General features: G+C 68.4%; 21 protein-coding genes and 1 tRNA gene. 15 read left to right on the forward strand and 7 right to left on the reverse strand.

Annotated features, from left to right (window positions below):
• Positions 1-38 precede the first annotated feature (38 nt).
• The 7 genes from rlmH to Q8O26_RS17000 all read left to right on the forward strand — a co-directional run bounded on the left by rlmH (position 39) and on the right by Q8O26_RS17000 (position 6,006).
• Complete coding sequence (rlmH, locus tag Q8O26_RS16970; protein WP_305577712.1) at positions 39-515, forward strand: 23S rRNA (pseudouridine(1915)-N(3))-methyltransferase RlmH; 477 nt, start codon at positions 39-41, stop codon at positions 513-515.
• 226 nt (positions 516-741) lie between these two features.
• A complete protein-coding gene (locus tag Q8O26_RS16975) occupies positions 742-2,082 on the forward strand; it encodes an extracellular solute-binding protein (protein ID WP_305577714.1) in 1,341 nt (446 codons plus the stop codon).
• A gap of 156 nt (positions 2,083-2,238) precedes the next feature.
• Entirely contained in the window at positions 2,239-3,120 is an 882-nt protein-coding gene (gene ugpA, locus Q8O26_RS16980; protein WP_305577716.1) for a sn-glycerol-3-phosphate ABC transporter permease UgpA, read from the forward strand.
• A gap of 23 nt (positions 3,121-3,143) precedes the next feature.
• Positions 3,144-3,995 (forward strand): sn-glycerol-3-phosphate ABC transporter permease UgpE, encoded by an 852-nt coding sequence (ugpE, locus tag Q8O26_RS16985; RefSeq protein WP_305577769.1) that lies wholly within the window; start codon positions 3,144-3,146, stop codon positions 3,993-3,995.
• Positions 3,996-4,004: 9 nt separating this feature from the next.
• Positions 4,005-5,081 carry a sn-glycerol-3-phosphate import ATP-binding protein UgpC gene (locus Q8O26_RS16990; RefSeq protein WP_305577718.1) on the forward strand — a complete coding sequence of 359 codons (1,077 nt, stop codon included), beginning with the start codon at positions 4,005-4,007 and terminating at the stop codon, positions 5,079-5,081.
• Between the two features lie 193 nt (positions 5,082-5,274).
• A complete protein-coding gene (locus Q8O26_RS16995) occupies positions 5,275-5,703 on the forward strand; it encodes an Hsp20 family protein (RefSeq protein WP_296573028.1) in 429 nt (142 codons plus the stop codon).
• Between the two features lie 54 nt (positions 5,704-5,757).
• Entirely contained in the window at positions 5,758-6,006 is a 249-nt protein-coding gene (locus Q8O26_RS17000; RefSeq protein ID WP_305577722.1) for a DUF1150 domain-containing protein, read from the forward strand.
• A 32-nt stretch (positions 6,007-6,038) separates the two neighbouring features.
• Here Q8O26_RS17000 and Q8O26_RS17005 read toward each other — a convergent pair whose 3' ends face one another.
• Positions 6,039-7,139 (reverse strand): DUF2336 domain-containing protein, encoded by a 1,101-nt coding sequence (locus Q8O26_RS17005; protein ID WP_305577724.1) that lies wholly within the window; start codon positions 7,137-7,139, stop codon positions 6,039-6,041.
• 291 nt (positions 7,140-7,430) lie between these two features.
• Here Q8O26_RS17005 and Q8O26_RS17010 point away from each other — a divergent pair.
• Together Q8O26_RS17010 and Q8O26_RS17015 are read left to right on the forward strand one after the other, a co-directional pair.
• Positions 7,431-7,506, forward strand: a tRNA-Ala gene (locus Q8O26_RS17010).
• Positions 7,507-7,636: 130 nt separating this feature from the next.
• A complete protein-coding gene (locus Q8O26_RS17015) occupies positions 7,637-8,863 on the forward strand; it encodes an MFS transporter (protein WP_305577726.1) in 1,227 nt (408 codons plus the stop codon).
• 21 nt (positions 8,864-8,884) lie between these two features.
• Here the strand turns inward: Q8O26_RS17015 and Q8O26_RS17020 are convergent, their stop codons facing one another.
• Positions 8,885-9,052 (reverse strand): hypothetical protein, encoded by a 168-nt coding sequence (locus tag Q8O26_RS17020; protein ID WP_305577728.1) that lies wholly within the window; start codon positions 9,050-9,052, stop codon positions 8,885-8,887.
• A 139-nt stretch (positions 9,053-9,191) separates the two neighbouring features.
• Here Q8O26_RS17020 and Q8O26_RS17025 point away from each other — a divergent pair, with 139 nt between their 5' ends.
• Positions 9,192-9,806 (forward strand): glutathione S-transferase, encoded by a 615-nt coding sequence (locus tag Q8O26_RS17025; protein WP_305577730.1) that lies wholly within the window; start codon positions 9,192-9,194, stop codon positions 9,804-9,806.
• Positions 9,807-9,820: 14 nt separating this feature from the next.
• Here Q8O26_RS17025 and Q8O26_RS17030 read toward each other — a convergent pair whose 3' ends face one another.
• The 4 genes from Q8O26_RS17030 to Q8O26_RS17045 form a co-directional block, all read right to left on the reverse strand.
• Entirely contained in the window at positions 9,821-11,674 is a 1,854-nt protein-coding gene (locus tag Q8O26_RS17030; protein WP_305577732.1) for a heavy metal translocating P-type ATPase, read from the reverse strand.
• A 134-nt stretch (positions 11,675-11,808) separates the two neighbouring features.
• Complete coding sequence (locus Q8O26_RS17035) at positions 11,809-12,969, reverse strand: acetyl-CoA C-acetyltransferase (protein ID WP_305577734.1); 1,161 nt, start codon at positions 12,967-12,969, stop codon at positions 11,809-11,811.
• Between the two features lie 50 nt (positions 12,970-13,019).
• The gene (locus tag Q8O26_RS17040; RefSeq protein ID WP_305577736.1) at positions 13,020-14,216 is read right to left on the reverse strand and encodes an acyl-CoA dehydrogenase family protein; all 1,197 of its coding nucleotides are present in this window, start codon (positions 14,214-14,216) and stop codon (positions 13,020-13,022) included.
• The gene (locus Q8O26_RS17045) at positions 14,213-14,974 is read right to left on the reverse strand and encodes an SDR family NAD(P)-dependent oxidoreductase (RefSeq protein WP_305577737.1); all 762 of its coding nucleotides are present in this window, start codon (positions 14,972-14,974) and stop codon (positions 14,213-14,215) included. The genes Q8O26_RS17040 and Q8O26_RS17045 overlap by 4 nt, the downstream gene beginning before the upstream one ends.
• Positions 14,975-15,338: 364 nt before the next feature.
• Here Q8O26_RS17045 and Q8O26_RS17050 point away from each other — a divergent pair, with 364 nt between their 5' ends.
• Genes Q8O26_RS17050 through Q8O26_RS17060 form a run of 3 tightly spaced genes read left to right on the forward strand, consistent with a single transcriptional unit; the run spans position 15,339 to position 20,358 of the window.
• On the forward strand, positions 15,339-16,520 hold the full coding sequence (locus tag Q8O26_RS17050) for an efflux RND transporter periplasmic adaptor subunit (protein WP_305577739.1): 1,182 nt from the start codon (positions 15,339-15,341) through the stop codon (positions 16,518-16,520).
• A 12-nt stretch (positions 16,521-16,532) separates the two neighbouring features.
• Positions 16,533-19,691, forward strand: coding sequence for an efflux RND transporter permease subunit (locus Q8O26_RS17055; protein WP_305577740.1), 3,159 nt, complete (start codon positions 16,533-16,535; stop codon positions 19,689-19,691).
• A gap of 4 nt (positions 19,692-19,695) precedes the next feature.
• Positions 19,696-20,358, forward strand: a complete 663-nt coding sequence (locus Q8O26_RS17060; RefSeq protein WP_305577742.1) for a TetR family transcriptional regulator — start codon at positions 19,696-19,698, stop codon at positions 20,356-20,358.
• Between the two features lie 54 nt (positions 20,359-20,412).
• Here Q8O26_RS17060 and katG read toward each other — a convergent pair whose 3' ends face one another.
• Positions 20,413-22,626 (reverse strand): catalase/peroxidase HPI, encoded by a 2,214-nt coding sequence (katG, locus tag Q8O26_RS17065; RefSeq protein WP_371134595.1) that lies wholly within the window; start codon positions 22,624-22,626, stop codon positions 20,413-20,415.
• Positions 22,627-22,830: 204 nt separating this feature from the next.
• On the opposite strand from katG, the gene Q8O26_RS17070 reads away from it, so the two are divergent.
• Positions 22,831-23,745, forward strand: a complete 915-nt coding sequence (locus Q8O26_RS17070) for a hydrogen peroxide-inducible genes activator (protein ID WP_305577744.1) — start codon at positions 22,831-22,833, stop codon at positions 23,743-23,745.
• Between the two features lie 145 nt (positions 23,746-23,890).
• Positions 23,891-24,592 (forward strand): EAL domain-containing protein, encoded by a 702-nt coding sequence (locus tag Q8O26_RS17075; RefSeq protein ID WP_371134596.1) that lies wholly within the window; start codon positions 23,891-23,893, stop codon positions 24,590-24,592.
• Positions 24,593-24,828 lie beyond the last annotated feature (236 nt).

A 24,828-nucleotide genomic window follows, 5' to 3' on the forward strand; every position in this document is an offset into this window, starting at 1 on the left:
CGCGTCCGTTCCCTGTCCGTCCCGCCCGGAGCCCCGGCATGCGGCTGATCGTCGTCGCCGTCGGGCGTGCCAAGGCTGGCCCCGAGACCGAGCTCGCCTCCCGCTACCGCGAGCGCGCTGCCAAGGCCGGCAAGACGCTGGGCTTCCGCGCCGTCGAGACCCTGACGCTGGACGAGAGCCGCGCCGCGGATGCGGGCGCCCGCAAAGCCGAGGAGGCCGCGGCGATCCGGCGGGTGCGCGCCGGCCGGCTCGTGCTCCTGGACGAGCGTGGCAAGAACCTCGGCAGTGCCGATTTCGCCGCCCTGCTCGGCCGCTGGAAGGATGCGGGCGAGGAGGCGACCACCCTCGTCATCGGCGGGCCTGACGGCCTCGATCCCGCGCTGCGGGCGGAGGCCGACCTCTTCCTGTGCTTCGGTGCGCTGACCTGGCCGCATCAGCTGGTGCGCATCATGGCGCTCGAGCAGCTCTACCGCGCCGTCACCATCCTCTCGGGTCACCCTTATCACCGCGCGTAAAATGTGCGACCGGGGTTGCGACATCTCGTCCCGCCATCGGCCGGAACGGCCGGTTCAAGCGCCGGAAAAGCGGGCAATCCGGGGTTTTCGGGGCCTGTTCGGGGGCTGCTCGAGCCGGCTTTACGCCGTCATCGAAACTTCATTAAACTGTCACCCGTCCGTCGTCGACGGCAACCAGAAGGGTCGCAGCCAGATCGGCCCCCTCCGTCCACCGGGAGTTTGTTCCATGCATACTCGTCGTACTCTCCTTGCCGCCGCCGCGGTCGCCGGACTGGCGTTGTCGCCGGCTCTCGCACAGCAGGCGCGCACGCCCATCACCATGTGGATCGGCGTGACCGGCCCCGCCCAGGAAGAAATCATGCGCTATGCGCAGGAGTTCAACGCCAGCCAGACGCAGTTCGAAGCCAAGGTCGAGTTCCGCGGCCAGTATCCCGAGCAGCGCGCCGCCGCCTTCGCCGCCTTCCGCGCCGGCAACCCGCCGCACATCATGCAGATGTTCGATGCCGGCACCGGCGACATGTTCGCCCTGCCGCGCGCCACCATTCCGGTCTCCGAGGTGATGCAGCGCGCCGGCGTGCAGTTCGACCCAGCTGCCTTTATCGGCCCGGCCCGCGGCTACTACTCCCGTCCGGACGGCACGATGAACTCGCTGCCCTTCAACGTCTCGACGGCGGTGATGTTCATCAACGACGACATCTTCACCAAGGCCGGCCTCGACCCGTCGAAGCCGCCGCGCACCTGGCCGGAGGTCATCGCCGCCGCCAACCAGATCCGTGAGCGCAACGCCGCAGAATGCGGCTTCACCACGACCTGGCTCGCCTGGACGATGCTCGAGCAGTATTCGGCCATCCACGACCTGCCGCTCTCCACCGAGGCCAACGGCCGCGGCGGTCTCAACGCGGTGCTGAACTTCAACGACGCGCCCCGCGCCCGCATGGTCCAGACCCTGGTCGACGCCTCCCGCAACAAGGCCTTCCAGTATGGCGGCCGCTCGAACGACGCCAACGCGCTGTTCGTCGCCGGCACCTGCGCCATGCTGATCCAGTCCTCGGGCGGCCATGCGGCCATCGCCCGCGACCTGAAGGCGAAGTTCTCGGTCGCGCCGATGCCGTTCTGGCCCGACGTGATCGCCGAGCCGAAGAACTCGATCGTCGGCGGTGCCTCGCTCTGGGTCTTCAACGCGCCGAACCGTTCGGCCGAGGAGCTCCGCGGCGTCGCCCAGTTCCTCGCCTTCCTGGCGCGTCCGGAGACCTATGTCCGCTTCGCCAAGGCGACGGGCTTCCTCCCGGCCACCAATGCCGCCTTCCAGGCGATGCAGGCCGAGGGCTTCTTCCAGCAGAACGCGGGTCGTGACGTCCCGATCCTGCAGCTGACCCGCGGCACCCCGACCGCCAACTCGGCGGGCTACCGCTTCGGCCGCTGGACCGAGATCCGCGACATGTACCACGAGGAGGTCGAGCGCGCCCTGCAGGGTCAGCAGACCGCCCAGGCCGCCCTCGACAACACGGTGCGCCGCGGCAACGACGCGCTGCGCCAGTTCGAGCGCTCGGTCGGCGCCGCCAACTGATCCGACTTGATCCGCCGCGGGGTGTCCGGCCAGTCCGGCCCGACACCCCGCGGTGCCTTTTTGCGTGACGACCGGAGCGGGGCCGGCGTGACGCTGCATCACCCCCCGAGGGCCTGACCGCCTCGTCACCGCGCCGGGATCGCGTCAGGGACCATCATGGAACGCAAGGTCGTCTTTCCGCAGAAGCTGCTTCCCTATCTTCTGCTGGCACCGCAGATCGCCATCACGCTCGTCTTCTTCTTCTGGCCCGCCGGCCAGGCGATCTGGATGTCGACGCTGCTGCAGGATCCGTTCGGCTTTTCCGTCCAGTTCGTCGGGCTGGAGAACTTCCAGGCCGTGCTGCAGGACCCGGCCTATCTCTCGACGATGCAGCGGACCTTCCTGTTCTCGTTCGGGGTCACCGCCCTGTCGATGATCCCGGCCCTGCTGCTCGCGGTGATGGCCGACCGGGTCGTCCGCGGCGCCACCGCCTACAAGACCATCCTCGTCGTTCCCTATGCGATCGCGCCGGCCGTGGCGGGTGCGCTCTGGCTGTTCCTGTTCCAGCCCTCGATCGGCACGATCGCCTATCCGCTGCGGCTGATCGGCATCGACTGGAACCCGCGCATCGACGGCACCGACGCCATGATCGTCGTGCTCATCGCCTCGGCCTGGAAACAGATCGGCTACAATTTCCTGTTCTTCCTCGCCGGCCTGCAGTCGATCCCGAAATCCCTGATCGAGGCCGCCGCCATCGACGGCGCGCGGGAGATCCGGCGGTTCTGGACCATCGTCTTCCCGCTGCTGTCGCCGACCACGTTCTTCCTGCTGATCGTCAATCTCACCTACGCCTTCTTCGATACGTTCGGCGTGATCCATGCCGTCACCCAGGGCGGACCGGGCAAGTCGACGGAAGTGCTGATCTACAAGGCCTGGTATGACGGGCTGATCGCCCAGGATCTCGGCCGGTCCTCCGCCCAGGCGGTGATCCTGATGTTCATCGTCATCGGCCTGACGGTCATCCAGTTCCGCTACATCGAGCGCAAGGTGCACTACTGATGGCCGCGCAGCTCGACACCCCCATGACGAAGAGCGTCCGCCGCGACTGGGTCCCGCATCTCGTCATCGCGATCGGCATCTTCATCACCGCCTTCCCGCTCTGGGTGGCCTTCGTCGCCTCGACCCTGTCCAATCCGGAGATCGCCCAGGCGCCGATGCCGCTGCTGCCCGGCGACCGGGCCGCCGCCAATTACGGCGAGGCGCTCTGGCAGGGCGGCCGCTCCGGCCGCATCATGACGCCGCCGGTCTGGGAGATGATGTTCAACTCGACCGTGATGGCGCTGTCGATCGCGGTCGGCAAGATCATCATCTCGATCCTCTCCGCCTATGCGGTGGTCTTCTTCCGCTTCCCGTTCCGCATGGCCTTCTTCTGGATGATCTTCATCACCCTGATGTTGCCGGTGGAGGTGCGGATCGTGCCGACGATCCAGGTGATCACCAATCTCAACATGATGAACACCTATGCCGGCCTGACCATCCCGCTCATCGCCTCGGCGACGGCGACCCTCCTGTTCCGGCAGTTCTTCCTGACCATTCCCGACGAACTGGTCGAGGCAGCAAAGATCGATGGTGCCGGGCCGATGAAATTCTTCCGCGACGTTGTGCTGCCGCTCTCCGTCACCAATATCGCGGCGCTGTTCGTCATCCTGTTCCTCTATGGCTGGAACCAGTATCTGTGGCCCCTGCTGATCGGCACCGACGCCAGGATGCAGACCATCGTCATCGGCATGTCCAAGATGATCGATTCCGCTGGCGGGCCGACCGACTGGAACATGGTCATGGCTACCGCGATCCTCGCCCTCCTCCCGCCCGTGCTGGTCGTCGTCCTGATGCAGCGCTGGTTCGTGAAGGGCCTGGTCGAAACCGAGAAGTAAGAGGGCCCCATGGCCGAAGTCAGCCTCAGCCGCGTCCGCAAGGTCTATCCGGGCGGTGTCGAAGCGGTGAAGGACATCGATATCGCGATCCCCGACGGCGCGCTGTGCGTGCTGGTGGGGCCGTCCGGCTGCGGCAAGTCCACGCTGCTGCGGATGATCGCCGGCCTGGAGACGATCACCGAGGGCGACTGCCGCATCGGCGCCGGCCGGGTCAACGATCTCGACCCTTCGGACCGGGACATCGCCATGGTGTTCCAGAACTACGCGCTCTATCCGCACATGACGGTCTACGACAACATGGCCTATGGCCTGCGCAATCGCGGCACGCCGAAGGACGAGATCGAGGCGCGGGTGCAGGAAGCCGCGCGCATCCTCGAGATCTCTCCCTTTCTCGACCGCAAGCCGCGGGCCCTGTCCGGCGGCCAGCGCCAGCGCGTCGCCATGGGGCGCGCCATCGTCCGCAAGCCGCAGGTCTTCCTCTTCGACGAGCCGCTCTCCAACCTCGATGCCAAGCTGCGCATCCAGATGCGGGTCGAGATCAAGAAGCTGCAGCGGGCGCTGGGGGTCACTTCGGTCTATGTCACCCACGACCAGCTCGAGGCGATGACCCTCGCCGACATCCTCGTCGTCATGTCCAAGGGCCATGTCGAGCAGCAGGGATCGCCTCTCGATCTCTACGAGAAGCCGGCCTCGACCTTCGTCGCCAGCTTCATCGGCGCACCGCCGATGAACCTCATCCCTGTCGGCGCCGGAGAGAACGGCCCGCAGGCGCCTGGCCTGACGGGTGGACGCGGCCTCGCCGTCCCGGCGGGCGGGGCGACGCTCGGGGTGCGGCCGGAGCACATGATCGTGGCCACCGGACCGGTGCCGGACGATGCTCTCGGCATCACCTTCCCGGTCTCGGCGGTCGAGGCGGTCGGGGCCGAGACCTTCGTCTACGGACCGATCGGCGGCACCGGCCAGGAGATCATCGCCCGCCTGCCCGGCAAGGCCCTGCTCGCGCCGGGGACACCGGTCTCGGTCGCCGCCGCCGCCGAGCACCTGCACCTCTTCGCGACCGATACGGGCAAGCGCCTCGGGCCGTGATGCCGCCGCGACCGGTCTTTTCAGGGTAAAGCCGCGGGCGCGGCGTCCCTCCTTCACCGCCGCCAGGTCGCGCCTCTCGCCGCATCCTTGCGAGGGCGCGCCGGCATCGCCATATCCGGATGGCGCCGGTGGTTTCCGGCGCGCCGGGTGCCTCCGGGGCCCGGCCGATGTCGCTCACACGAGGACTTCGCCCATGTCGCGCGTGCCGTCCCTGTCGTCGCCTTTCCTGCTGGGTTTCGACCAGCTGGAGCGTGTCCTCGACCGGGTCACCAAGGGGGCGGAGGGCTATCCGCCCTACAATATCGAGCGCATCGCCTCATCGGTCCAGGCGCCTGAACGCCTGCGCATCACGCTGGCCGTCGCCGGCTTCACGCGCCAGCAGCTCGAGGTCACCGTGGAGGAGAACCAGCTTCTCATCCGCGGGCGCCAGCAGGACGATACCGAAGGGCGCGACTTCATCCACCGCGGCATCGCGGCACGCCAGTTCCAGCGGGTCTTCGTGCTCGCGGACGGGATGGAGGTCATGGGAGCCGACCTGAAGAACGGGCTCCTTTCCGTCGATCTCGCCCGCCCGGAGCCCGAACGGGTCGTGCGGCGGATCGACATCGCGGAGCAGGACTGACCGCAAGGGACCAGCCCGCCTGCACCCAACCTGCCTTTGAAGGAGGTTAGACCCATGAACGACCGTTTCCTCGTCACCCCGGAGAGTTTCGCCCAGCTCGGCGTCGCCAAAGTGGCCTATGTGAAGCCGATGCGCTCCGACGAGATCACCCGCATGTTCCCGCAGTCGCCGGCCCTGCCGCCCGGGCTCGACCTCTTCGCGCTCGTTTCGGCCGACGGCATGCCGATCATGGTCAGTGACCGGCGCGAAGACGCGGTGGCCAACGCCTGGGAGAATGAACTGGAGACCGTCAGCCTGCACTGACGCGGAGGAGAACGGGCGGCGCGTGCCGCCCGTCAGCCGGCGGCAGCCGCTGCCGAGCTCTCGCGTATCTGCCAGAAGCGCAGCACGCGCAGTGCCGTATTGGTGGTGAGCTTGGAGTAGCTCTCCCGCGTCTCTTCCATCCCGGCTGCCGACGTGCCCGCAGAACCGGGACGCGTCCGCAGGATGGCGCTAAGGGTCGGCCAGGTCAGGCCGGCGGCCCGCGCCAGGATCAGGATCGGGTCGGGCCGGTCGCCGACGAAAAGCCGCTCGACCATCTCCAGCGGCACACCGCACAGGACGGACAGGCTGCAGACAGTCTCGTCGAACTTCCCGGTTTCGGCGAAGGCTCTCAATTCGTTCTCGCCCAGGGCGCCTCGGCCGTGCTGGACGACGATGGCCCGGTAGATCGCGGTGTAGTCGCGCGCGCCGTCCGAAGTGCCGATGGCGATGCGGTCCACGACGCCGCCGAGAGCGGTGGACAGCTGGACCTTTTCGCGGGCGCTCGTCGAGGCGACGAGGCGCTTGCGCACGTTTTCCTTGGCGGTCGAGAGGATGACGCGGAACAGATAGGGCGGGATGTCCTTGCGCAGGCCGACACATTCGGCCAGCAGGTCGTCGCCCTTGGAGCGCTCGACCAGCGCGTCATAGCCCTTGGTGGAGAAGCGGGCGCCCTCGTTGGCGGCGACCGACATGGCGACACGCGAGTCGCCGCGCTCGACCAGGACGTCCGTCACTGTCTCGCCGACCGATTTCCGGCCGGCGATGGCCAGCATGTGCTCCTGGCTCTTGGTCCGGGCGATGGCGGCGAGGGTGGCATCGTCGAGCTGCGCCGACAGCAAAAGGATGGGACGCGCGACGTCGATCTCGTCGTCCTGCGCCAGGCTGCGGATGATGGTTTTCGGCGCGCTCATCACCGGGGCGAGCCGTTCGGCCAGTTCCTGGCGGACGGCCTTCTCCATGGCGCTCGACAGGCGGACGATGACGTCGTCGAACAGCTCGATCTGGGACTCGGTGAAGCGTTCGGCGTCACGCAGAAACAGATCCGTCACCCGCCGCAGCGTTTCGACGCGCCGGCCGCTGGTGCCGCGCGAGATGGCATCTTCCAGTTCCTCGATGATCGACGCCGACGGCATTTGCGTGCAAATCCCTCACACAACTTGGGAATTGGGGACCGTCGGATAGTATCGCGCGGTCCATTAAAAAGAGGTTGCAAGAATGGGCCAGATACGCGGCGGGCGGGTTTTTCGCTCGTCCGGGCAGCGCGAGGGTCGCTGATCGCGACGTCCGGGAGCGTGTGAAAAACTTCGCCGGATGCGCTTGAAGCCCGGGAGGAAATATGTAAAACACGCGCTCCTTGAGCGGCTCGTCCGCCCGAGAACCCGGCGGATGACCCACGATCCGCCTTGTTCCCTCCGGGAACAGATGGGGCCATAGCTCAGCTGGGAGAGCGCTTGCATGGCATGCAAGAGGTCGGCGGTTCGATCCCGCCTGGCTCCACCAACACCCTCGGGTCCGCCATATCGTTCCGAAATGTCCGCCGCCTGCCTGCTGCATGCAGAACAGTCGTGCGGCGGCGACGGCCCCGGGTCGGTCGATCCATGCTAAGGGCGCAAATCATGGTTTGCGACCGATGACCGCCATTCCCGACCCGAAGACGGCTCTCGCGGCCGCGCGGCCTGCCGAGCGCATGCTCCTCGGACAGATATCGCTCGCCCATCTCGTCAGCCACGTCCACATCATGACGGTGCCGGCCCTGCTGCCTCTCCTGCCGGGCCATTTCGGCTCGAGCTTCATCGAGATCGGCGCGGCGCTGACGCTGTTCAATCTGGTGTCGCTGGTCGTCCAGGCGCCGATGGGCTTCGTCAGCGACAGGCTCGGCGCGCGCCGTGTCCTGGTGGCGGGACTTTTCGTCGGCGGACTCAGTTTCATCGCGCTGGCGCTGTCGCCCGGCTATGGCATGCTTCTCGTCGCCATGGCGGGTGCTGGGCTCGCCAACGGCGTCTATCACCCGGCGAACTATGCGCTGCTGGCCCGCGGCATCGACGGCGCGCGGATGGGCAAGGCCTTCTCCATCCACACGTTCGCCGGCTATCTCGGCACGGCGATCTCGCCGCCGCTGCTTCTCGGTACCGCCGCGCTGTTCGGCGTGTCGCAGGCCTTCGCGGTGGCCGGCGCGCTCGGCCTCGGCGTCGGGCTGCTGACGCTCCTCACCGGCGGAACGGTGCCCGCCGCCCGGCAGGAGCCGCGCGCGGAGGCCCCGGTGGCCGGTGTTTCGCGGCCGCCGCGCACCCGCCTCATCACCGGCACGGTCATCGGCCTGATGGCGATGTACGTGCTGCTGAGCCTGTCGACCGGCGGGATCCAGTCCTTCTCCGCTTCCGCCCTCGTCATGGGCTACGGCATCGACCTCGCCGGTGCCAATGCCGCTTTGACGGTGTTCCTGTTCATGAGCGCCGGCGGCGTGCTGGCGGGCGGGGCGCTCGCCGACCGGACCCGTCGTCACGGCCTGGTCGCGGCGGCGGCCTTCCTCGGCACGTCCGTCATCGCCGGCACGATGGCGCTTACCCAGCCCTCGGCGGCGGTGGCGACGCTTCTGCTCGGAATGGCCGGCTTCCTGTCCGGCATCATTACGCCGTCGCGCGACATGCTGGTGCGCGCCGCCGCCCCCAAGGGGGCCGAGGGCATCGTCTTCGGTATCGTCTCGACCGGGTTCAACATCGGCGGCCTGATCGGCCCGCTGCTCTATGCCGCTTTGCTCGACCACGGCCAGCCGCGGGCGATCTTCGCGGTGGCGGCGGTGTTCATGCTGCTGACGGTCGCCCTGACCCTCGTCCAGGACCGCCGCGCCCGGCGGTAGCCTCGTCCGACCGGCGGTGGGTCAGCCCGCCGGCGGCTCGGCATCCTTGGTGCCGGGCTTGGGGAACATGCCCGACCCCGGGGTCTTCTCCGGGTCGATCAGGTCGGCGCGGGCATGTGGCCCCTCTGGCGGCGCCGTCGGCGCGTGGGTGCCGGGATCGAGGGCAGGTGTCTTCGGATCTTTCGTCATGGAGGATCAATGCGCCGACGGGGGGTCTGGTTCCCTCGCGGGCACCCGATGGCCTACTCGACGCCGCTGCCGGCAGCGGTCATTCTCCCCGCTCTGGCCTCCGGTCAGCGTCCCTTCGGCGTCATGAGGATCTCCGCCCGTGAAACTGTTCTTCTCTCCCGCCTCGCCCTTCGTGCGGAAGGTCATGGTCTGCGCCATCGAGCGCGGTATTGACGGCCAGATCGAGAAGCTCGGCTCGGCCGCCCATCCGATCAACCAGGACGCGGCGATCAAGGCCCACAACCCCACCGGCAAGGTGCCGACGCTCGTCGCTGACGACGGCATGGCGATCTATGACAGCCGCGTGATCTGCGAATATCTCGATTCGGTGGGCGCGGCCCCCGGCCTGTTCCCCGCGGCGGGGCCGGACCGCTGGAAGGCGCTGGTCCTGCACTCGGCGGCCGACGAGATGCTCGATGCCGCCCTGCTCGCCCGCTACGAAACCGTGGCGCGTCCCGAGGCCCTGCGCTGGGCCGACTGGCACGGTGGTCAGATCACCAAGATCCACACCACCGTGAAGGCCTATTCCGACGAATGGATCGGCCATCTGGAAAGCCGCGTCGACATCGGCACGGTGGCCGCCGGCGTGTCGCTCGGCTATCTCGACTTCCGCTTCCCCGACATCGGCTGGCGCAACGGCCATGCCAGGCTCGCCGCCTGGTATGCCGGCTTCGCCGAGCGGCCCTCCATGAAGGCGACGGCGCCGGTCGGCTGATCCCCGCGCCGGTTTCAGCCGGGGGATGGACCTTCGCCGCGGCCCGCCCCCAGCGCCCTCAGGGCGTTGAGGATCACCGCCACGTCGATGACCTCCTGCAGAACGGCCCCCTGGACCGGCGTGATCAGGCCGAAGGCGGCGACGATCATGCCGACGACCGAGAGGCCGATGCCGGCACCGACGCTCTGCAGCGCGATGCTGCGTGACCGCGCGGCGATGGCGATGGCCTCGGCGACACGGTCAAGCTGATCGACCAGCAGCACCACATCCGCCGTCTCGGAGGCGGCCGACGACCCCGTGGCGCCCATGGCGACGCCGATCTCGGCTGCCGCCAGGGCCGGGGCATCGTTGACGCCGTCGCCGATCATCATGACCGGCCCATAGGCCCGCTCGGCGATGACGATGGCCACCTTGGCGTCGGGCGCCAGGTCGGCATGGATGACGTCCACGGGCAAGTCGCCGACCACGGCGTCGGCGACGGCGCGGCGGTCGCCCGTGGCGAGCACGATGCGGTCGATGCCGCTGGCGCGCAGGTGGCGCAGCAGGTCGGCGGCGCCGGTCCGCACCTCGTCGACCATCAGGAGCCCGCCGGCCAGGCGACCGTCGACCGCGACCGCCACGACGACGCCGTTGTCCTTCTTCAGGGAGCGCAGCGCGTCGGCGTCCGCGCCGTCGGTCAGGCCGGTGACGAAGCCGATGCCGCCGACGCTGACCTGGCGCCCGTCGATGCGGGCGGTGACGCCTTCGCCGGGGGTCTCGCGCGCATCGGTCGGCACGGAGAGGACAAGGCCGCGCGCTTCGGCCTCGGCCACCAGGGTGCGGGCGACGACATGCTTGGAGACCTGGTCGGCCGATGCGGCGAGCCGCAGCACCTCCGCCGCCGCGATGCCGCCGAACACGACTTCGGAGGTGATACGCGCCTCGCCGCGGGTCAGGGTGCCGGTCTTGTCGAGGACGAGAACGCGCACGCGCGCGAGGGCCTCCAGCGCCTTGCCGCCCTTGATCAGGATGCCCCGCGCCGCGGCCCGCGACAGCCCTGAGACGATGGCGACGGGAACCGCCAGGATGAGCGGGCACGGGGTGGCCACCACCAGAACAGCCACGGCCCGCACGGGATCGCCCGAGAAGAACCAGGCGGCCCCGGCGATGACGAGCGACACGGCGAGGAAGACAAGGGCGTAGCGGTCGGCGAGCCGGGCCATCGGGGCCTTGGACCGCTGCGCGCTCTCCACCATGCGGATGATGCCGGCGAAGGTGCTGTCCCTGGCGATCCGCCCCGCCAGCATGTCGAAGGGGCCGCCGACATTGAGCGTGCCGGAAATGACCGGCTGCCCGTCGCGGCGCTGGACGGGGACGGCCTCGCCGGTGATCGCGGCTTCGTCGAGGATGGCGATGCCACCCGACACGGTCCCGTCGACCGGCACCACGTCGCCCTGGCGGACGAGCAGGCGATCACCGACCGCCACCGCGTCGAGGGCGACCTCGGCGAGGCCCCCGTCGCCGTAGCGCATCGCCGTGCGTGGCGCGCGGCCGAGGAGCGCCGCCATCTCGCGCCGGGCGCGGCGCTCGGCGAAGGCTTCGAGGTTCTGGCCACCGGCATACATGAGCGCGACGACGACGGCGGCGAGGGTCTCGCCGACGGCGAGGGCCGCGGACATGGACAGGAAGGCGACGATGTCGAGCCCGACCTCGCCGCGCCTCAGGCTGGTGACGATCTCGATGGCGAGGGCGATGAGGACGACGAGCGTCGCGCCGGTCCAGATCTGGTCGGAGAGGGCCGGGCGATCGAACCAGCGCGCAACGAGGCCGAAGACCAGCCCCGCCGCTGGAACGGCAACCAGATAGGCCCTGAGGTCGGTCAGGCGCATCGCGCGATGCGCCGTCGTCTGTGGCCCGCTGCCATGATCGATTCCACTTCGTGCTGCCGGACCCTGCTAACAGACCGGCGGCACGACATGGAATGATTCAAAACAAAAAGCGCCGAGGGGCCGGCCCGAGGGGGTCAGAGTGCTTCGACGATGGTGACATTGGCGAGGCCGCCGCCCTCGCACATGGTCTGCAGACCGTAGCGCTTGCCGCGCGCCTTCAGCGCATGGATCAGGGTCGCCATCAGCTTGGTGCCGGAGGCGCCGAGCGGATGGCCGAGGGCGATGGCACCGCCATTGACGTTGAGCCGCGCCGGGTCGGCGCCGATCATCTTCAGCCAGGCGAGCGGGACGGGCGCGAAGGCCTCGTTGACCTCGTAGAGATCGATGTCCTCGATCCGCATGCCGGCGCGCTTCAGGGCGCGCTCGGTCGCCGGGATCGGCTCCTCGAGCATGATCACGGGATCGCCGCCGGTGACGGTGAGGTTGTGGATGCGGGCGAGAGGCGTCAGCCCATGCTCGCGGATCGCCTTCTCGTTGGCGATGATGACCCCGGAGGCGCCGTCGCAGACCTGGCTGGCATTGGCGGCGGTGATGACGCCGCCCTCGACCAGCGTCCTGACCTGGCCGATGCCCTCGATCGTCGCGTCGAAGCGGATACCCTCGTCGCGCCGATGGGCGTCGCCGTCGACGTCCACCGCCACGATCTCGCGGTCGAAGGCGCCAGCCTGGGTCGCTGCCGCCGCGCGGCGGTGGCTCTCCAGCGCGAAGCGGTCGAGATCGTCGCGCGAGAAGCCGTATTTCTGCGCGATCATCTCGGCGCCGGTGAACTGGCTGAACTCGTTGACGCCGAAACGCTCGCGGATGCGTGGCGAGACCGGGCCCTCGCCGATGCCGGCCTTGGCGTAGAGGGAGACGTTGGAGAACATCGGCGTGCGCGTCATGCTCTCGACCCCGGCGGCGATGACGAGGTCCTGGGTGCCGGACATCACCGCCTGGGCGGCGAACTGCATTGCCTGCTGGGAGGATCCGCACTGGCGGTCGATGGTCACCGCCGGCACGCTCTGCGGCAGTTTCGAGGCGAGCACGATGTTGCGGCCGATATGAAAGGCCTGCTCGCCGCCCTGGGTGACGCAGCCGACGATGACGTCGTCGATGGCGGCGGGGTCGACCCCGGTGCGGTCGACGAGAGCGTTCAGCACCTCGGCACCGAGATCGGCCGGGTGCCAGCCCGCCAGCTTGCCGCCGCGCCGGCCGCCGGCAGTCCGCACGGCTTCAACGATATAGGCCTCGGCCATCCTGTATCCTCCCAAGGGGCGACCGTCGCTGCGGCGCCGCCGTCACCGCGTCAGACGGCGCGGGCCTGTTTCCAGTCCCGCTTGATCTTCTTCGCGAGGGACCATTTGTGCACTTCGGTCGGGCCGTCATAGATGCGGAAAGCCCGGACCTCGCGGAACACCTGCTCGACCATGGTGTCGCCGGAGACGCCCATCCCGCCCATGACCTGGACGCAGCGGTCGGCGATGCGCATGAGCGCCTCGGAGACCGCCACCTTGGCCATCGAGCTCTCGGCCGTACCGAGCGAGCCGCCGTCGAGGACGCCGGCGCACCAGTCGATCATCAGCTCGGCCTGTTTCAGGTCGATGAGGTTTTCCGCCAGCATGAAGCCGACGCCTTCGTGGTCGATGAGCGTCTTGCCGAAGGCCTCGCGCCGGCAGGCATAGTCGGTGGCGATCTCGTTGGCGCGGGTGCAGGCGCCGAGCCAGCGCATGCAGTGCGACAGGCGGGCCGGCGACAGGCGGACCTGCGCATATTTGAAGCCCTCGCCGCTCGCCCCCAGCATCTGGTCGGCGGGCACGCGCAGATTGTCGATGGTGACGACGGCATGGCCGCCGGGCATCGAGGAGTCGATCGTGTCCAGCACCCGTTCGGTGCGGATGGCGGGGTCCGGCAGGTCGACGAGGAACATGCAGGCGCCGTCGTCCGACTTGGCCATGACGATGCCGACCCTGGCGCCCTCGGCCCCGGTGATGAAGGCCTTGCGCCCGTTGATGACCCAGTGGTTGCCGTCGAGCCGGCAGGTGGTCTTCATCATCGAGGGATCGGATCCGGCGCCGCCGTCGAGGGCCGGTTCGGTCATGAAGAAGGCGGAGCGGGCCCGGCCCTCCACGAGGGGCTGCAGGAAGCGTTCCTTCTGCGCCTGCGACCCCACCTTGCCGAGAAGATACATATTGCCTTCGTCGGGAGCCGCCGTGTTGACGGCGGTCGGCCCGAGGATGGACAGGCCGGAGCGGATCAGCACATAGGCGGTCTCGGCCTGGGTCAGGTGATCGCCGTCGCCAAGGATGTGGGGCGTGAGGACGCCGGCCGCGCGCGCCTTGCCGCGCATCTCGTGGACGAGTTCGTCCGTCGGCCCGTGCGGCCCCTGCCGCGGATCCTTCTCGTAGGGCACTACGACGTTGCGGACGAAGGCCTCGACCTTCGCCGCGATCTCCCTGGCCCGCGGCGTGGCGCCGGCGGGCTCGACGGCGGTATGGCCGCTCATTTCGGTGTCATCCGGATGGCGCCGTCGAGGCGGATCGTCTCGCCGTTCAGCATCGGGTTGGCGATGATGGCCTCGACCATCATGGCATATTCGTCGGGGTGGCCGAGGCGGGAGGGGAAGGGCACCTGGGCGCCGAGCGAATCCTGCGCCTCCTTGGGCAGCGAGCCCATCAGCGGCGTCAGGAAGAGGCCGGGGGCGATGGTGACGACGCGGATGCCGTAGCGGGCGAGTTCGCGGGCGATGGGAAGGGTCATGCCGACGATGCCGCCCTTGGAGGCGGCATAGGCGGGCTGGCCGATCTGGCCGTCGAAGGCGGCGACGGAGGCGGTGTTGACGATGACGCCGCGCTCCTCGCCGACGGGGTCGGCGGTGTGCAGGCGGGCGGCGAACTTCGACAGCACGTTGAAGGTGCCGAGGAGGTTCACCTGAATGATCTTGTTGAAGTCAGCCAGAGGCAGGGGCGAGCCGTCGCGGGCAATGACCTTGGCGGGCGGGCCGATGCCGGCGCAATTGACGCAGATGCGCGCCTTGCCGTGCAGGCCCTCGGCCTCGGCGAGGGCTGAGTCGACGGCGGCCTCGTCGGTGACGTTGACCTTGACGAAATGGCCGCCGATCTCGGCGGCAAGCTTCAGGCCGAGTTCCGCGTTGAGATCGAAGATGGTCACCCTGGCGCCGGCCTTGGCGAGCCGCGCCGCCGTGGCGCCGCCGAGCCCGGAGGCCCCTCCCGTGACGATCGCCGCCATACCCCGTGCGTCCATGGTCCCGTACTCCCCCGCGCCGGCCGACCTTCGCGGCTTCGGCGCATTGATGTCGTAGCTTCGGTCCGCACCTTTGTCAGCGAAGGGGACCTGGTCAATCAGCCGAGCGGGGGATGGGGCCGTACGACCGTTCCTGGCTGCTGCCATGACGGGGATCGCCGCGGTGTAGGAAGCTGCCGCAGGGTTGACTGCGCTGAGTCGAGACGGCGTCATCCTGCGGCTGTATTGCCTGTGGTCACATCGCGGTGATGCCGGGCTTCGCGCGCTTGCCGCATTGCAGCACGTCCGATACATTCATGTCTGTATGTATTTTCTTTTTTCTGGCGATCGACCCTCCGGGCCGGCGCGGCGATCGGGGCCTCCCATGTCGTATCTTCGGTTTCTGTCCATGTCGGTCCTGCTGGTCGGCCTCGCCGCCTGCAACGATTCCGGTGGCAATGCCCAGCGTCCGGCCGCCGCCGCCCCGCCGCCCTCTCCCGTCGGCATCGTCACGGTGACGGCCGGCGCCGTTCCGATCATCAGCGAATTGCCGGGCCGGATCGCGCCGACACGCATCGCCCAGGTGCGCCCCCGCGTTTCCGGCATCGTCATCGCCCGGGTGTTCCAGCAGGGCAGCCTGGTGAAGCAGGGCGACGTGCTCTACCGCATCGATCCCGAGCCTTTCCGGGTCGAGGTCGAGCGTTCCAGGGCGACGATGCAGCGCGCCCAGGCGACCCGCCTCCTCGCCCAGCAGCAGAACGAACGGGTCGAGCAGCTGCGCGAGCGCAACGTGGCGAGCCCGCAGCAGCTCGACAGCGCCGTCGCGGCCCTCGCCCAGGGCGATGCCGACGTCGCCAGCGCCCGCGCCGGCCTCGCCGCGGCCGAGCTCAACCTGAAATATGCCGACATCACCGCGCCGATCAGCGGGCAGATCGGCCGCGCGCTGATCACCGAGGGCGCGCTGGTCGCCACCACCGGCACCGAGGCGCTCGCTACGATCCAGCAGCTCGACCCGATCTATGCCGACTTCACCCAGTCGGCGACCGATCTTATCCGCCTGCGCCGCGCGATGCAGGCCGGTGCGTTGGCGCCCGAGAAGGGCGACGAAGCCGCGGTGAAGCTGATCCTCGACGACGGCAGTCCCTATCCCCATACGGGTCGCCTCCTGTTCTCCGAGGCGACGGTCGATGCCGGCACCGGCCAGGTGACGCTGCGCGGCGAGTTCCCCAATCCGAACGGCGACCTCCTGCCCGGCATGTATGTCCGCGTGCTGATCGAACAGGGCATCCAGCCAAACGCCATCGCCGTGCCGCAGCAGGCGATCCAGCGCGACACGGCGGGCCGGGCCCAGCTCTATGTCGTCAAGGCGGACGACACGGTGGAGATCCGCGTGGTGCGCTCGACCCGCGTGGTCGGGACCAATGCGGTGATCGACGAGGGCCTCTCGGCCGGCGACCGCGTCGTCGTCGACGGGTTCCAGCGGCTTCGGCCGGGTGCAAAGGTCGCCGCGAGCCCCTGGGCGCCGCCGGCGCAAGGCGCCGCCCCGGCCGCCACCGTCGGCCGATAAGGACCCAGGACCATGCCCCAGTTCTTCATCGGCAGGCCCATCTTCGCCTGGGTCCTCGCCATCCTCATCATGCTGGCGGGGATCATCGCGATCCCCATGCTGCCGATCGCGCAGTATCCGGACGTCGCACCGCCGCAGATCACCATCAACACGGCCTATCCCGGTGCTTCCCCGGAAGACGCCTACCAGTCGGTCACAAGGCCGATCGAGGAAGAGCTGAACGGCATCGAGGGCCTGCTCTATTTCGAGTCGGTCGCCGACACCACCGGCGCGATCCAGATCACCGCCACGTTCCGGCCGGGCACCAGCGGCGCCGCCGCGGCGGTCGAGGTGCAGAACCGCGTGCGCCGCGTCGAACCGCGCCTGCCGCGGTCGGTGAGCCAGCAGGGCGTGCAGGTCGACCAGGCCCGGTCGAACTTCCTGCTCGTCGCGACGCTGACCTCGACCGACGGCTCGATGGACGATATCGGCCTCGGCGACTACATGAGCCGCAACATTCTCGGCGAGATCCGGCGCGTGCCGGGGGTCGGCCGCGCCCAGCTCTTCGCTTCCGAGCGCGCCATGCGCATCTGGCTCGACCCGGACAAGATGGTCGGCCTCAACCTGACCGCCGCCGACGTCACCGCCGCCATCACCGCCCAGAACGCCCAGGTCTCGGCCGGTTCCATCGGCTCGCTGCCGAACCCGATCAACCAGCAGGTGACCGCGACCGTCATGGTCAAGGGGCAGCTCTCGTCGCCCGACGAGTTCGGCTCGATCGTGCTGCGGGCCAATCGCGACGGCTCGCTCGTCCGGCTGAGGGACATCGCCCGGATCGAGGTGGGCGCCCAGGCCTATGCGACCTCGGCGCGCCTCAACGGCAAGCCCGCCGCGGCCCTCGCGGTCCAGCTCTCGCCGACCGGCAATGCCATGGCGACCGCCGAAGCGGTGAAGAAGCGTCTCGCGGAACTCGCGCCCTTCTTCCCGCCGGGCGTCGAACATGCGGTGCCCTATGACACCTCGCCCTTTGTCAGAGTGTCGATCGAGAAGGTGCTGCACACGCTGCTGGAGGCCATGGTGCTGGTCTTCCTCGTCATGTTCCTGTTCCTGCAGAACCTGCGTTACACGCTGATCCCGGCAATCGTCGTGCCGGTGGCGCTGCTCGGCACCTGCGCGGTGATGTATGTTACCGGCTTCTCCATCAACGTGCTGACCATGTTCGCCATGGTGCTCGCCATCGGCATCCTCGTCGACGACGCCATCGTCGTGGTGGAGAACGTCGAGCGCATCATGGCGGAGGAGGGGCTGCCGCCGAAGGAAGCGACGCGCAAGGCCATGGGGCAGATCACCGGAGCGGTGATCGGCATCACCGCGGTCCTGGTCTCGGTGTTCATCCCGCTGGCCTTCTTCCCCGGCGCCGTGGGCGTCATCTACAAGCAGTTCAGCCTGACCATGGTCGTGTCGATCCTGTTCTCGGCCTTCCTGGCGCTCAGCCTGACGCCGGCCCTGGCGGCGACCTTCCTCAAGCCGGTGGTCGCTGGCCATCACCACGGCAAGCGCGGCTTCTTCGGCTGGTTCAACCGCGGCCTCGACAAGACGACGCGCGGCTATGGCAGCGTCGTCTCCTACATGGTCCGCCGCGGCGGGCGGTTCATGGTCATCTATGTCGTGCTGCTGGCGTGCCTCGGCTATCTCTACATGCGGCTGCCGACCTCGTTCCTGCCAAACGAGGACCAGGGCTATGTCATCGTCAACTTCCAGGCACCCTCGGACGCGACGGTCAACCGCACGATGGCGGCCATCGAGACCGCCGAGAAGCAGTTTATCGGCGAGCCGGGCGTCGCCCGCATCGTGACGGTGCGGGGCTTCTCCTTCTTCGGCCAGGGACAGAACGCGGCGCTGGCCTTCGTGACGCTGAAGGACTGGGGTGAGCGCGGACCGCGCGATGCGGCGGGCGCCATCGCCCTCAGGGGCACGATCGCGCTGTCGCGGCTGCGCGACGCCATCGTCTTCGGCCTGTCGCCGCCGCCGATCCAGGGCCTCGGCAATTCCAACGGCTTCTCCTTCCGGCTGCAGGCGCGCGGCGGCCAGACGCAGCAGCAGCTCGCTTCGGCGCGCGACCAGCTCGTGGGTGCGGCGATGCGCAGCCCGATCCTGACGCAGGTCTTCGTCGAAGGTCTCCCCGACGCCGCCCAGGTGTCGCTGATCGTTGATCGCGAGAAGGCGAACACGTTCGGCGTCACCTTCGCCGACATCAACGCGACGATCTCCACGAATCTCGGCTCGGCCTATGTCAACGACTTCCCCAATGCCGGCCGCCTGCAGCGGGTGCTGGTCCAGGGCGACGCGGCGACCCGCATGCAGACGTCCGACCTCGTGAACCTCAACGTGCGCAATTCCAACGGCGGCATGGTGCCGCTCTCGGCCTTCGCCCGTGTCGAGTGGCAGCGCGGCCCCTCGCAGATCGTCGGCTACAACGGCTATCCCGCCATCCGCATCTCCGGCTCCGCCGCCCCGGGCTATTCCTCGGGTGACGCCATCGCCGAGATGCAGCGCCTCGCCGGGCAATTGCCACCGGGCTTCGGCTATGAATGGACGGGGCAGTCGCTGCAGGAGATCCTGGCGGGCTCGCAGGCGCCGCTGCTCATCGCGCTGTCCTGCATCCTGGTCTTCCTCTGTCTCGCCGCGCTCTATGAAAGCTGGACGATCCCGATCTCGGTGCTGCTGGTGGTTCCCCTCGGCGTCATCGGGTCGGTCACGGCGGTGACGCTGCGCGGCATGCCGAATGACGTCTATTTCATGGTCGGCCTGGTCGCGATCATCGGGCTGTCGGCAAAGAACGCGATCCTCATCATCGAGTTCGCCAAGGACCTGCGGGCGGAGGGCAAGAGCATCGTCGAGGCGACGATCGAGGCGGCGCATCTGCGCTTCCGCCCGATCATCATGACCTCGCTCGCCTTCGCGCTCGGCGTGCTGCCGCTCGCCATAGCCTCGGGTGCCAGCGCCGCCAGCCAGCAGGCTCTCGGCACGGGTGTTCTCGGCGGCATGATCTCGGCCACCGTGCTCGCGGTGTTCTTCGTGCCGGTGTTCTTCGTCGTGGTGACGCGGCTGATGGGCGGGCGGGACAAGCCGGTGCCTGGAGAGGCTCCTGCGGCCGGCACGGCACCCGCGGTCTCCGACCCCGGGCACTAGGGCCATGGCGCGGCGCACGAAGGCGGAGGCGGAGGAGACGCGTCGGGGTCTCCTCGACGCGGCCGAGCGGATTTTCCACGCGAAGGGAGTGGCGGCGACCTCGCTCGAGGAAATCGCTGCCGAGGCCGGGGTGACGCGCGGGGCGGTCTACTGGCATTTCGCCAACAAGGCCGACCTGTTCATGGCGCTGTTCGACGATGCGCCGCTGATCCACGACGACCTTTTCGCGCCGCTGGCGCTCGACGAGCATCCCGATCCGCTGGCGCTGGTGGAAGAGCTCGCCATCGGGGCGCTGACGCTTCTGGCCAGCGACGAGCGTCGCCAGCGCATCTACACGATCCTGACCCTGTGCGAGTATCGGGACGATTTCGGCATGGTGCTGCAGCGCAAGCTGGAGACCATGGACCGTGCCCATGCGCAGTTCGCCGGCGCCTTCGCGCAGGCGGCGCGGCGCGGCATCCTGGCGCCGTCATGGCCGCCCGAGACGGCGGCAGCGGCGTTCCAGTGGTTGTTGCAGGGCATCATCGTCGACTGGCTGAAATTCGGTCGCCGGTTCGATCTCGCCGAACGTGGGAGCAGCGCGATCCGGGCGCAGTTCCATGCCTACCGGAACAGCAGCGTGACGGCCACCATCGCCGCCGGAACACCGGCGCCTGCGCCGGCGTGATGCCGGGCGCCCGCACGCGGCCCTGTCGAACCGCGTGCGGCGTGCTCGTTGCGATCAGGCGAGATCGTAGCGATCGGCGTTCATGACCTTGGTCCAGGCGGCGACGAAGTCGCGCACGAACTTCGCCGCGTTGTCCGCCTGGCCATAGACCTCGGCGAGGGCGCGCAGTTGCGAGTTCGAACCGAAGACGAGATCGACGCGGGTCGCCGTCCACTTCACCGCGCCGGTCTTGCGGTCGCGGCCCTCGAAGGCATCCTGTTCGTCCGACACCGGCCGCCAGACCGTGCCCATGTCGAGCAGGTTGACGAAGAAGTCGTTGGTCAGGACGCCCGGCCGGGCGGTGAAGACGCCGTGCGGCGAGCCGCCGTGGTTGGCGCCGAGCACGCGCAGGCCACCGACCAGGGCGGTCATTTCCGGCGCCGTCAGTGTCAGAAGCTGGGCCTTGTCGATCAGCAGTTCTTCCGCTGACACGGTGAAGGCCGTCTTCTGGTAGTTGCGGAAGCCGTCGGAGAGCGGCTCCAGGACGTCGAAGGACTCGCTGTCCGTCTGTTCCTGGGAGACGTCGGTGCGGCCGGGTGCGAAGGGCACCTCGAGCGCATGGCCGGCCGCCTTCGCCGCCGCCTCGATCGCAGCACCGCCGCCGAGCACGATCAGGTCGGCGAGCGAGACCTTCTTGCCGTCGGCCGCAGCCGCATTGAAGGCCTGCCGGATGCCGTCGAGGGTCGAGAGGGCCTTCGCGAGCTGTGCCGGTTCGTTGGCCTCCCAGTCCTTCTGTGGCGCAAGGCGGATGCGGGCGCCGTTGGCGCCGCCGCGCTTGTCGGAGCCGCGGAAGGTCGAGGCCGAGGCCCAGGCCGTGCGGATCAGTTCGGCCGGGCTGAGGCCGGAGGCGAGGATCTTCACCTTGAGGGCGGCGCTGTCGGCGCCGTCGACCAGCGGGTGGTCCACGGCCGGCACCGGATCCTGCCAGATCAGGTCTTCGGCCGGGACCTCCGGGCCGAGGTAGCGTACCTTCGGGCCCATGTCGCGATGGGTCAGCTTGAACCAGGCGCGGGCGAAGGCGTCGGCGAACTGGTCCGGGTTCTGGTGGAACCGGCGCGAGACCGCCTCATAGGCCGGGTCCATGCGCATGGCCATGTCGGCCGTCGACATCATGATCGGCACCCGCTTCGCCGGATCATGGGCGTCGGGCGCCATGTCCTTCGCGGCGAGGTTGCGGGCGTGCCACTGGTGGGCACCCGCGGGGCTCTTCACCAGCTCCCACTCGTAGCCGAAGAGGACGTCGAAATAGCCGTTGTCCCACTGGATCGGATTGGAGGTCCAGGCGCCCTCGAGGCCGCTGGTGATGGTGTCGGCGCCCTTGCCGGAGCCGTAGGACGAGATCCAGCCGAGGCCCTGTTCGGCGAGGGGAGCGGCCTCCGGCTCGGGACCGACGAGGGCGGCGTCGCCGGCGCCATGGGTCTTGCCGAAGGTGTGGCCGCCGGCGACCAGCGCGACGGTTTCCTCGTCGTTCATGGCCATGCGCGCGAAGGTCTCGCGGATGTCACGGGCTGAGGCGAGCGGATCGGGACGGCCGTCCGGGCCCTCCGGATTGACGTAGATGAGGCCCATCTGGACAGCGGCGAGTGGGTTTTCCAGGACGCGATCGCCGGTGTAGCGGCTTTTGGGCTTGTCGCTGCCGGCGAGCCATTCGGTCTCGGCGCCCCAGTAGATGTCTTCCTCGGGCTCCCAGATGTCGGCGCGACCGCCACCGAAGCCGAAGGTCTTGAAGCCCATCGATTCCAGCGCCGCATTGCCGGCGAGGATCATCAGGTCGGCCCAGGATATGGCGTTGCCGTATTTCTGCTTGATCGGCCAGAGCAGGCGGCGGGCCTTGTCGAGATTGGCGTTGTCCGGCCAGCTGTTCAGCGGCGCGAAGCGCTGCGTGCCGGAGGAGGAGCCGCCGCGGCCGTCGGCGGTGCGGTAGGTGCCGGCGCTGTGCCAGGCCATGCGGATGAAGAACGGCCCGTAATGGCCATAGTCCGCCGGCCACCACTCCTGGCTCTCCGTCATCAGGGCATAGAGATCCTGCTTCAGCGCCTGGTAGTCGACGCGGCCAAAGGCGGCCTTGTAGTCGAATTCGGCACCCATCGGATCACAGAGGGCGGAGTTCTGATGGAGCATCTTCAGGTTCAGCTGGTTGGGCCACCAGTCGCGGTTGGAGCGGATCGCGTTGTTGGTCGCGCCATGCATGACCGGGCACTTGCCGGCCTCGAGGTTCATTCCGTCCATGATTGCTCTCCGATCGTCGTGGAGGGGGTGTCGGCCTTGCGGCGCGGGATCCCCTGTTTGTCCTGCATGCCGTCGCCGGCCGTCGGGGGACGGTCACCACCGACAGGAGCGCGGTACTGGCATCCGGCTGGCGATGACTCCTTCTAGCGAAGACATCTCATTAGACTAAGTTGAATTATCTGATTATGACGATAAGTTAAAATTATGATCAATGTCACTTTCAAACAGCTGCGCTATGTCGACGCGCTGGCGCGCCACGGCCATTTCGGCCGGGCGGCCGAGTCCTGCGCCATATCGCAACCCGCCCTGTCGATGCAGATCCGCGACCTGGAGGAGGGCCTCGGCACGCCGCTGTTCGAGCGCGGTGTACGGCAGGTGCGGCTGACGGCCTTCGGTGAGGCGTTCTCGGCGCGGGCCCGCGACATCCTGCGGGCGGTCGATGAACTGGGCGACCTCGCCCGGGCCTCGCGGGCGGGGCTGGTGGGGCGCCTGCGCATCGGCATCATTCCGACGGTCGCGCCTTATCTCCTGCCGGCGCTCATCGGCGATCTCGCGCGCAGCCATGCCGGGCTCGACATCCGCATCCGCGAGACGCAGACGCCCAAGCTCATCCAGGAACTGACCGAGGGGCGGCTCGACACCGCCATCGTCGCCCTGCCGGTCTCGGAGCCGTCGATGACCGAGACCGCGCTGTTCCAGGAGGATTTCGTGCTGGTGCGGCCGCGGGCGGATGAAGGCAAGCCGGTGCCGAGCGCCGAGATGCTGCGCGAGATGCGGCTCCTGCTGCTGGAGGAGGGCCATTGCTTCCGCGACCAGGCACTGTCCTTCTGCGGCCTGAATACCGCCAGACCGAAGGAGATGCTCGACGGCAGCACATTGTCGACGCTGGTGCAGATGGTCGGCGTCGGGGTCGGCGTGACGCTGATCCCGGATATGGCGGTGGCGGTGGAGACGCGCTCGGCGCCGGTTTCGATCGTCCGTTTCGACGCGCCGCGGCCGTCGCGGACGATCGGGATGATCTGGCGCGGGACGAGCCCGCTGGCCAAGCAATTGTCGGAGATCGCCGATGTCGTGCGCCTGTCGGTGCAGACGATGCGGCGGATTCATGCAGCCCTGTGAGGGTGCACGTTGTTGTCCGGCGGCCGCGACGTCTATGCCGGCCGCCGACCGGGCCGGAAATCATTAAGGGATGACTTGTAGAATAGGCGATTGGCTTTTCGGGCGAGTTGTCATGAGCTGTATTGCCTGCCGCAATGGAAATGCCTTGCCGTTCGCCTTTTCGATGGCGTTCCAGCCGATCGTCAATACGGCCACGGGCGCGGTCTTCGCTTACGAAGCCCTCGTGCGGGGGCCGGCAGGCGAGGGCGCCGCATCCGTTCTCGGCGCCGTCGACGAGACCAATCGCTACGCCTTCGACCAGCAGTGCCGCGTCAAGGCGATCGAACTCGCCGGTCGCGGAGCGCCGGGCTCAGCGCGCCTGTCGATCAACTTCATGCCGAATGCGGTCTATGAGCCGCGCGCCTGCATCCGTCTCACCCTGGCGACGGCCGAGCGGGTCGGGTTCGCGCCCGAGCGCATCATCTTCGAGTTCACGGAAAACGAGAAGATCGAGACGGCGCATCTGCTCAACATCGTCCGGACCTACAAGGATATCGGCTTCGCCACCGCGATCGACGATTTCGGCGCCGGCCATGCGGGCCTCACCCTGCTCGCCCGGTTCCAGCCGGACATCGTCAAGCTCGATATGGATCTCGTCCGTGACATCGACACCGACCGGGCGAAGCGGATCATGGTGCGCCATATGCTGGCGATGCTCTCCGATCTCGGCATCCTCACCATCTGCGAGGGAGTGGAGACGATGGGCGAACTCGCCGTGTTGCGCGATCTCGGCGTCGAACTGATCCAGGGCTACGTGCTGGCCCGCCCCGCCTTCGAGCAGTTCGAGACGCCGCGATTCGCCGCCTGAGGGGGCGTTTTCCAGCCATAGCGCGGTCAAACCATTCCCGTGCCCGGCCTCGATCGGTCTTGCGATCCGGCATCGTGGCAGCGATGAAAAGCACAACAAAAAGCTGTCAATCTGGTGCCGAGCGGACACATCACCACATTTTAATGTGTATTTTCGTGGTATCCAGATCCCGTGGCGCTGCGTCGCCCTGCGCCGATTTGGAAGCAGGATCTATCGATCCTGGCTTGCTGACATGC

The organism is Phreatobacter sp., assembly GCF_030691135.1.
Classification (GTDB): Bacteria; Pseudomonadota; Alphaproteobacteria; order Rhizobiales; family Phreatobacteraceae; genus Phreatobacter.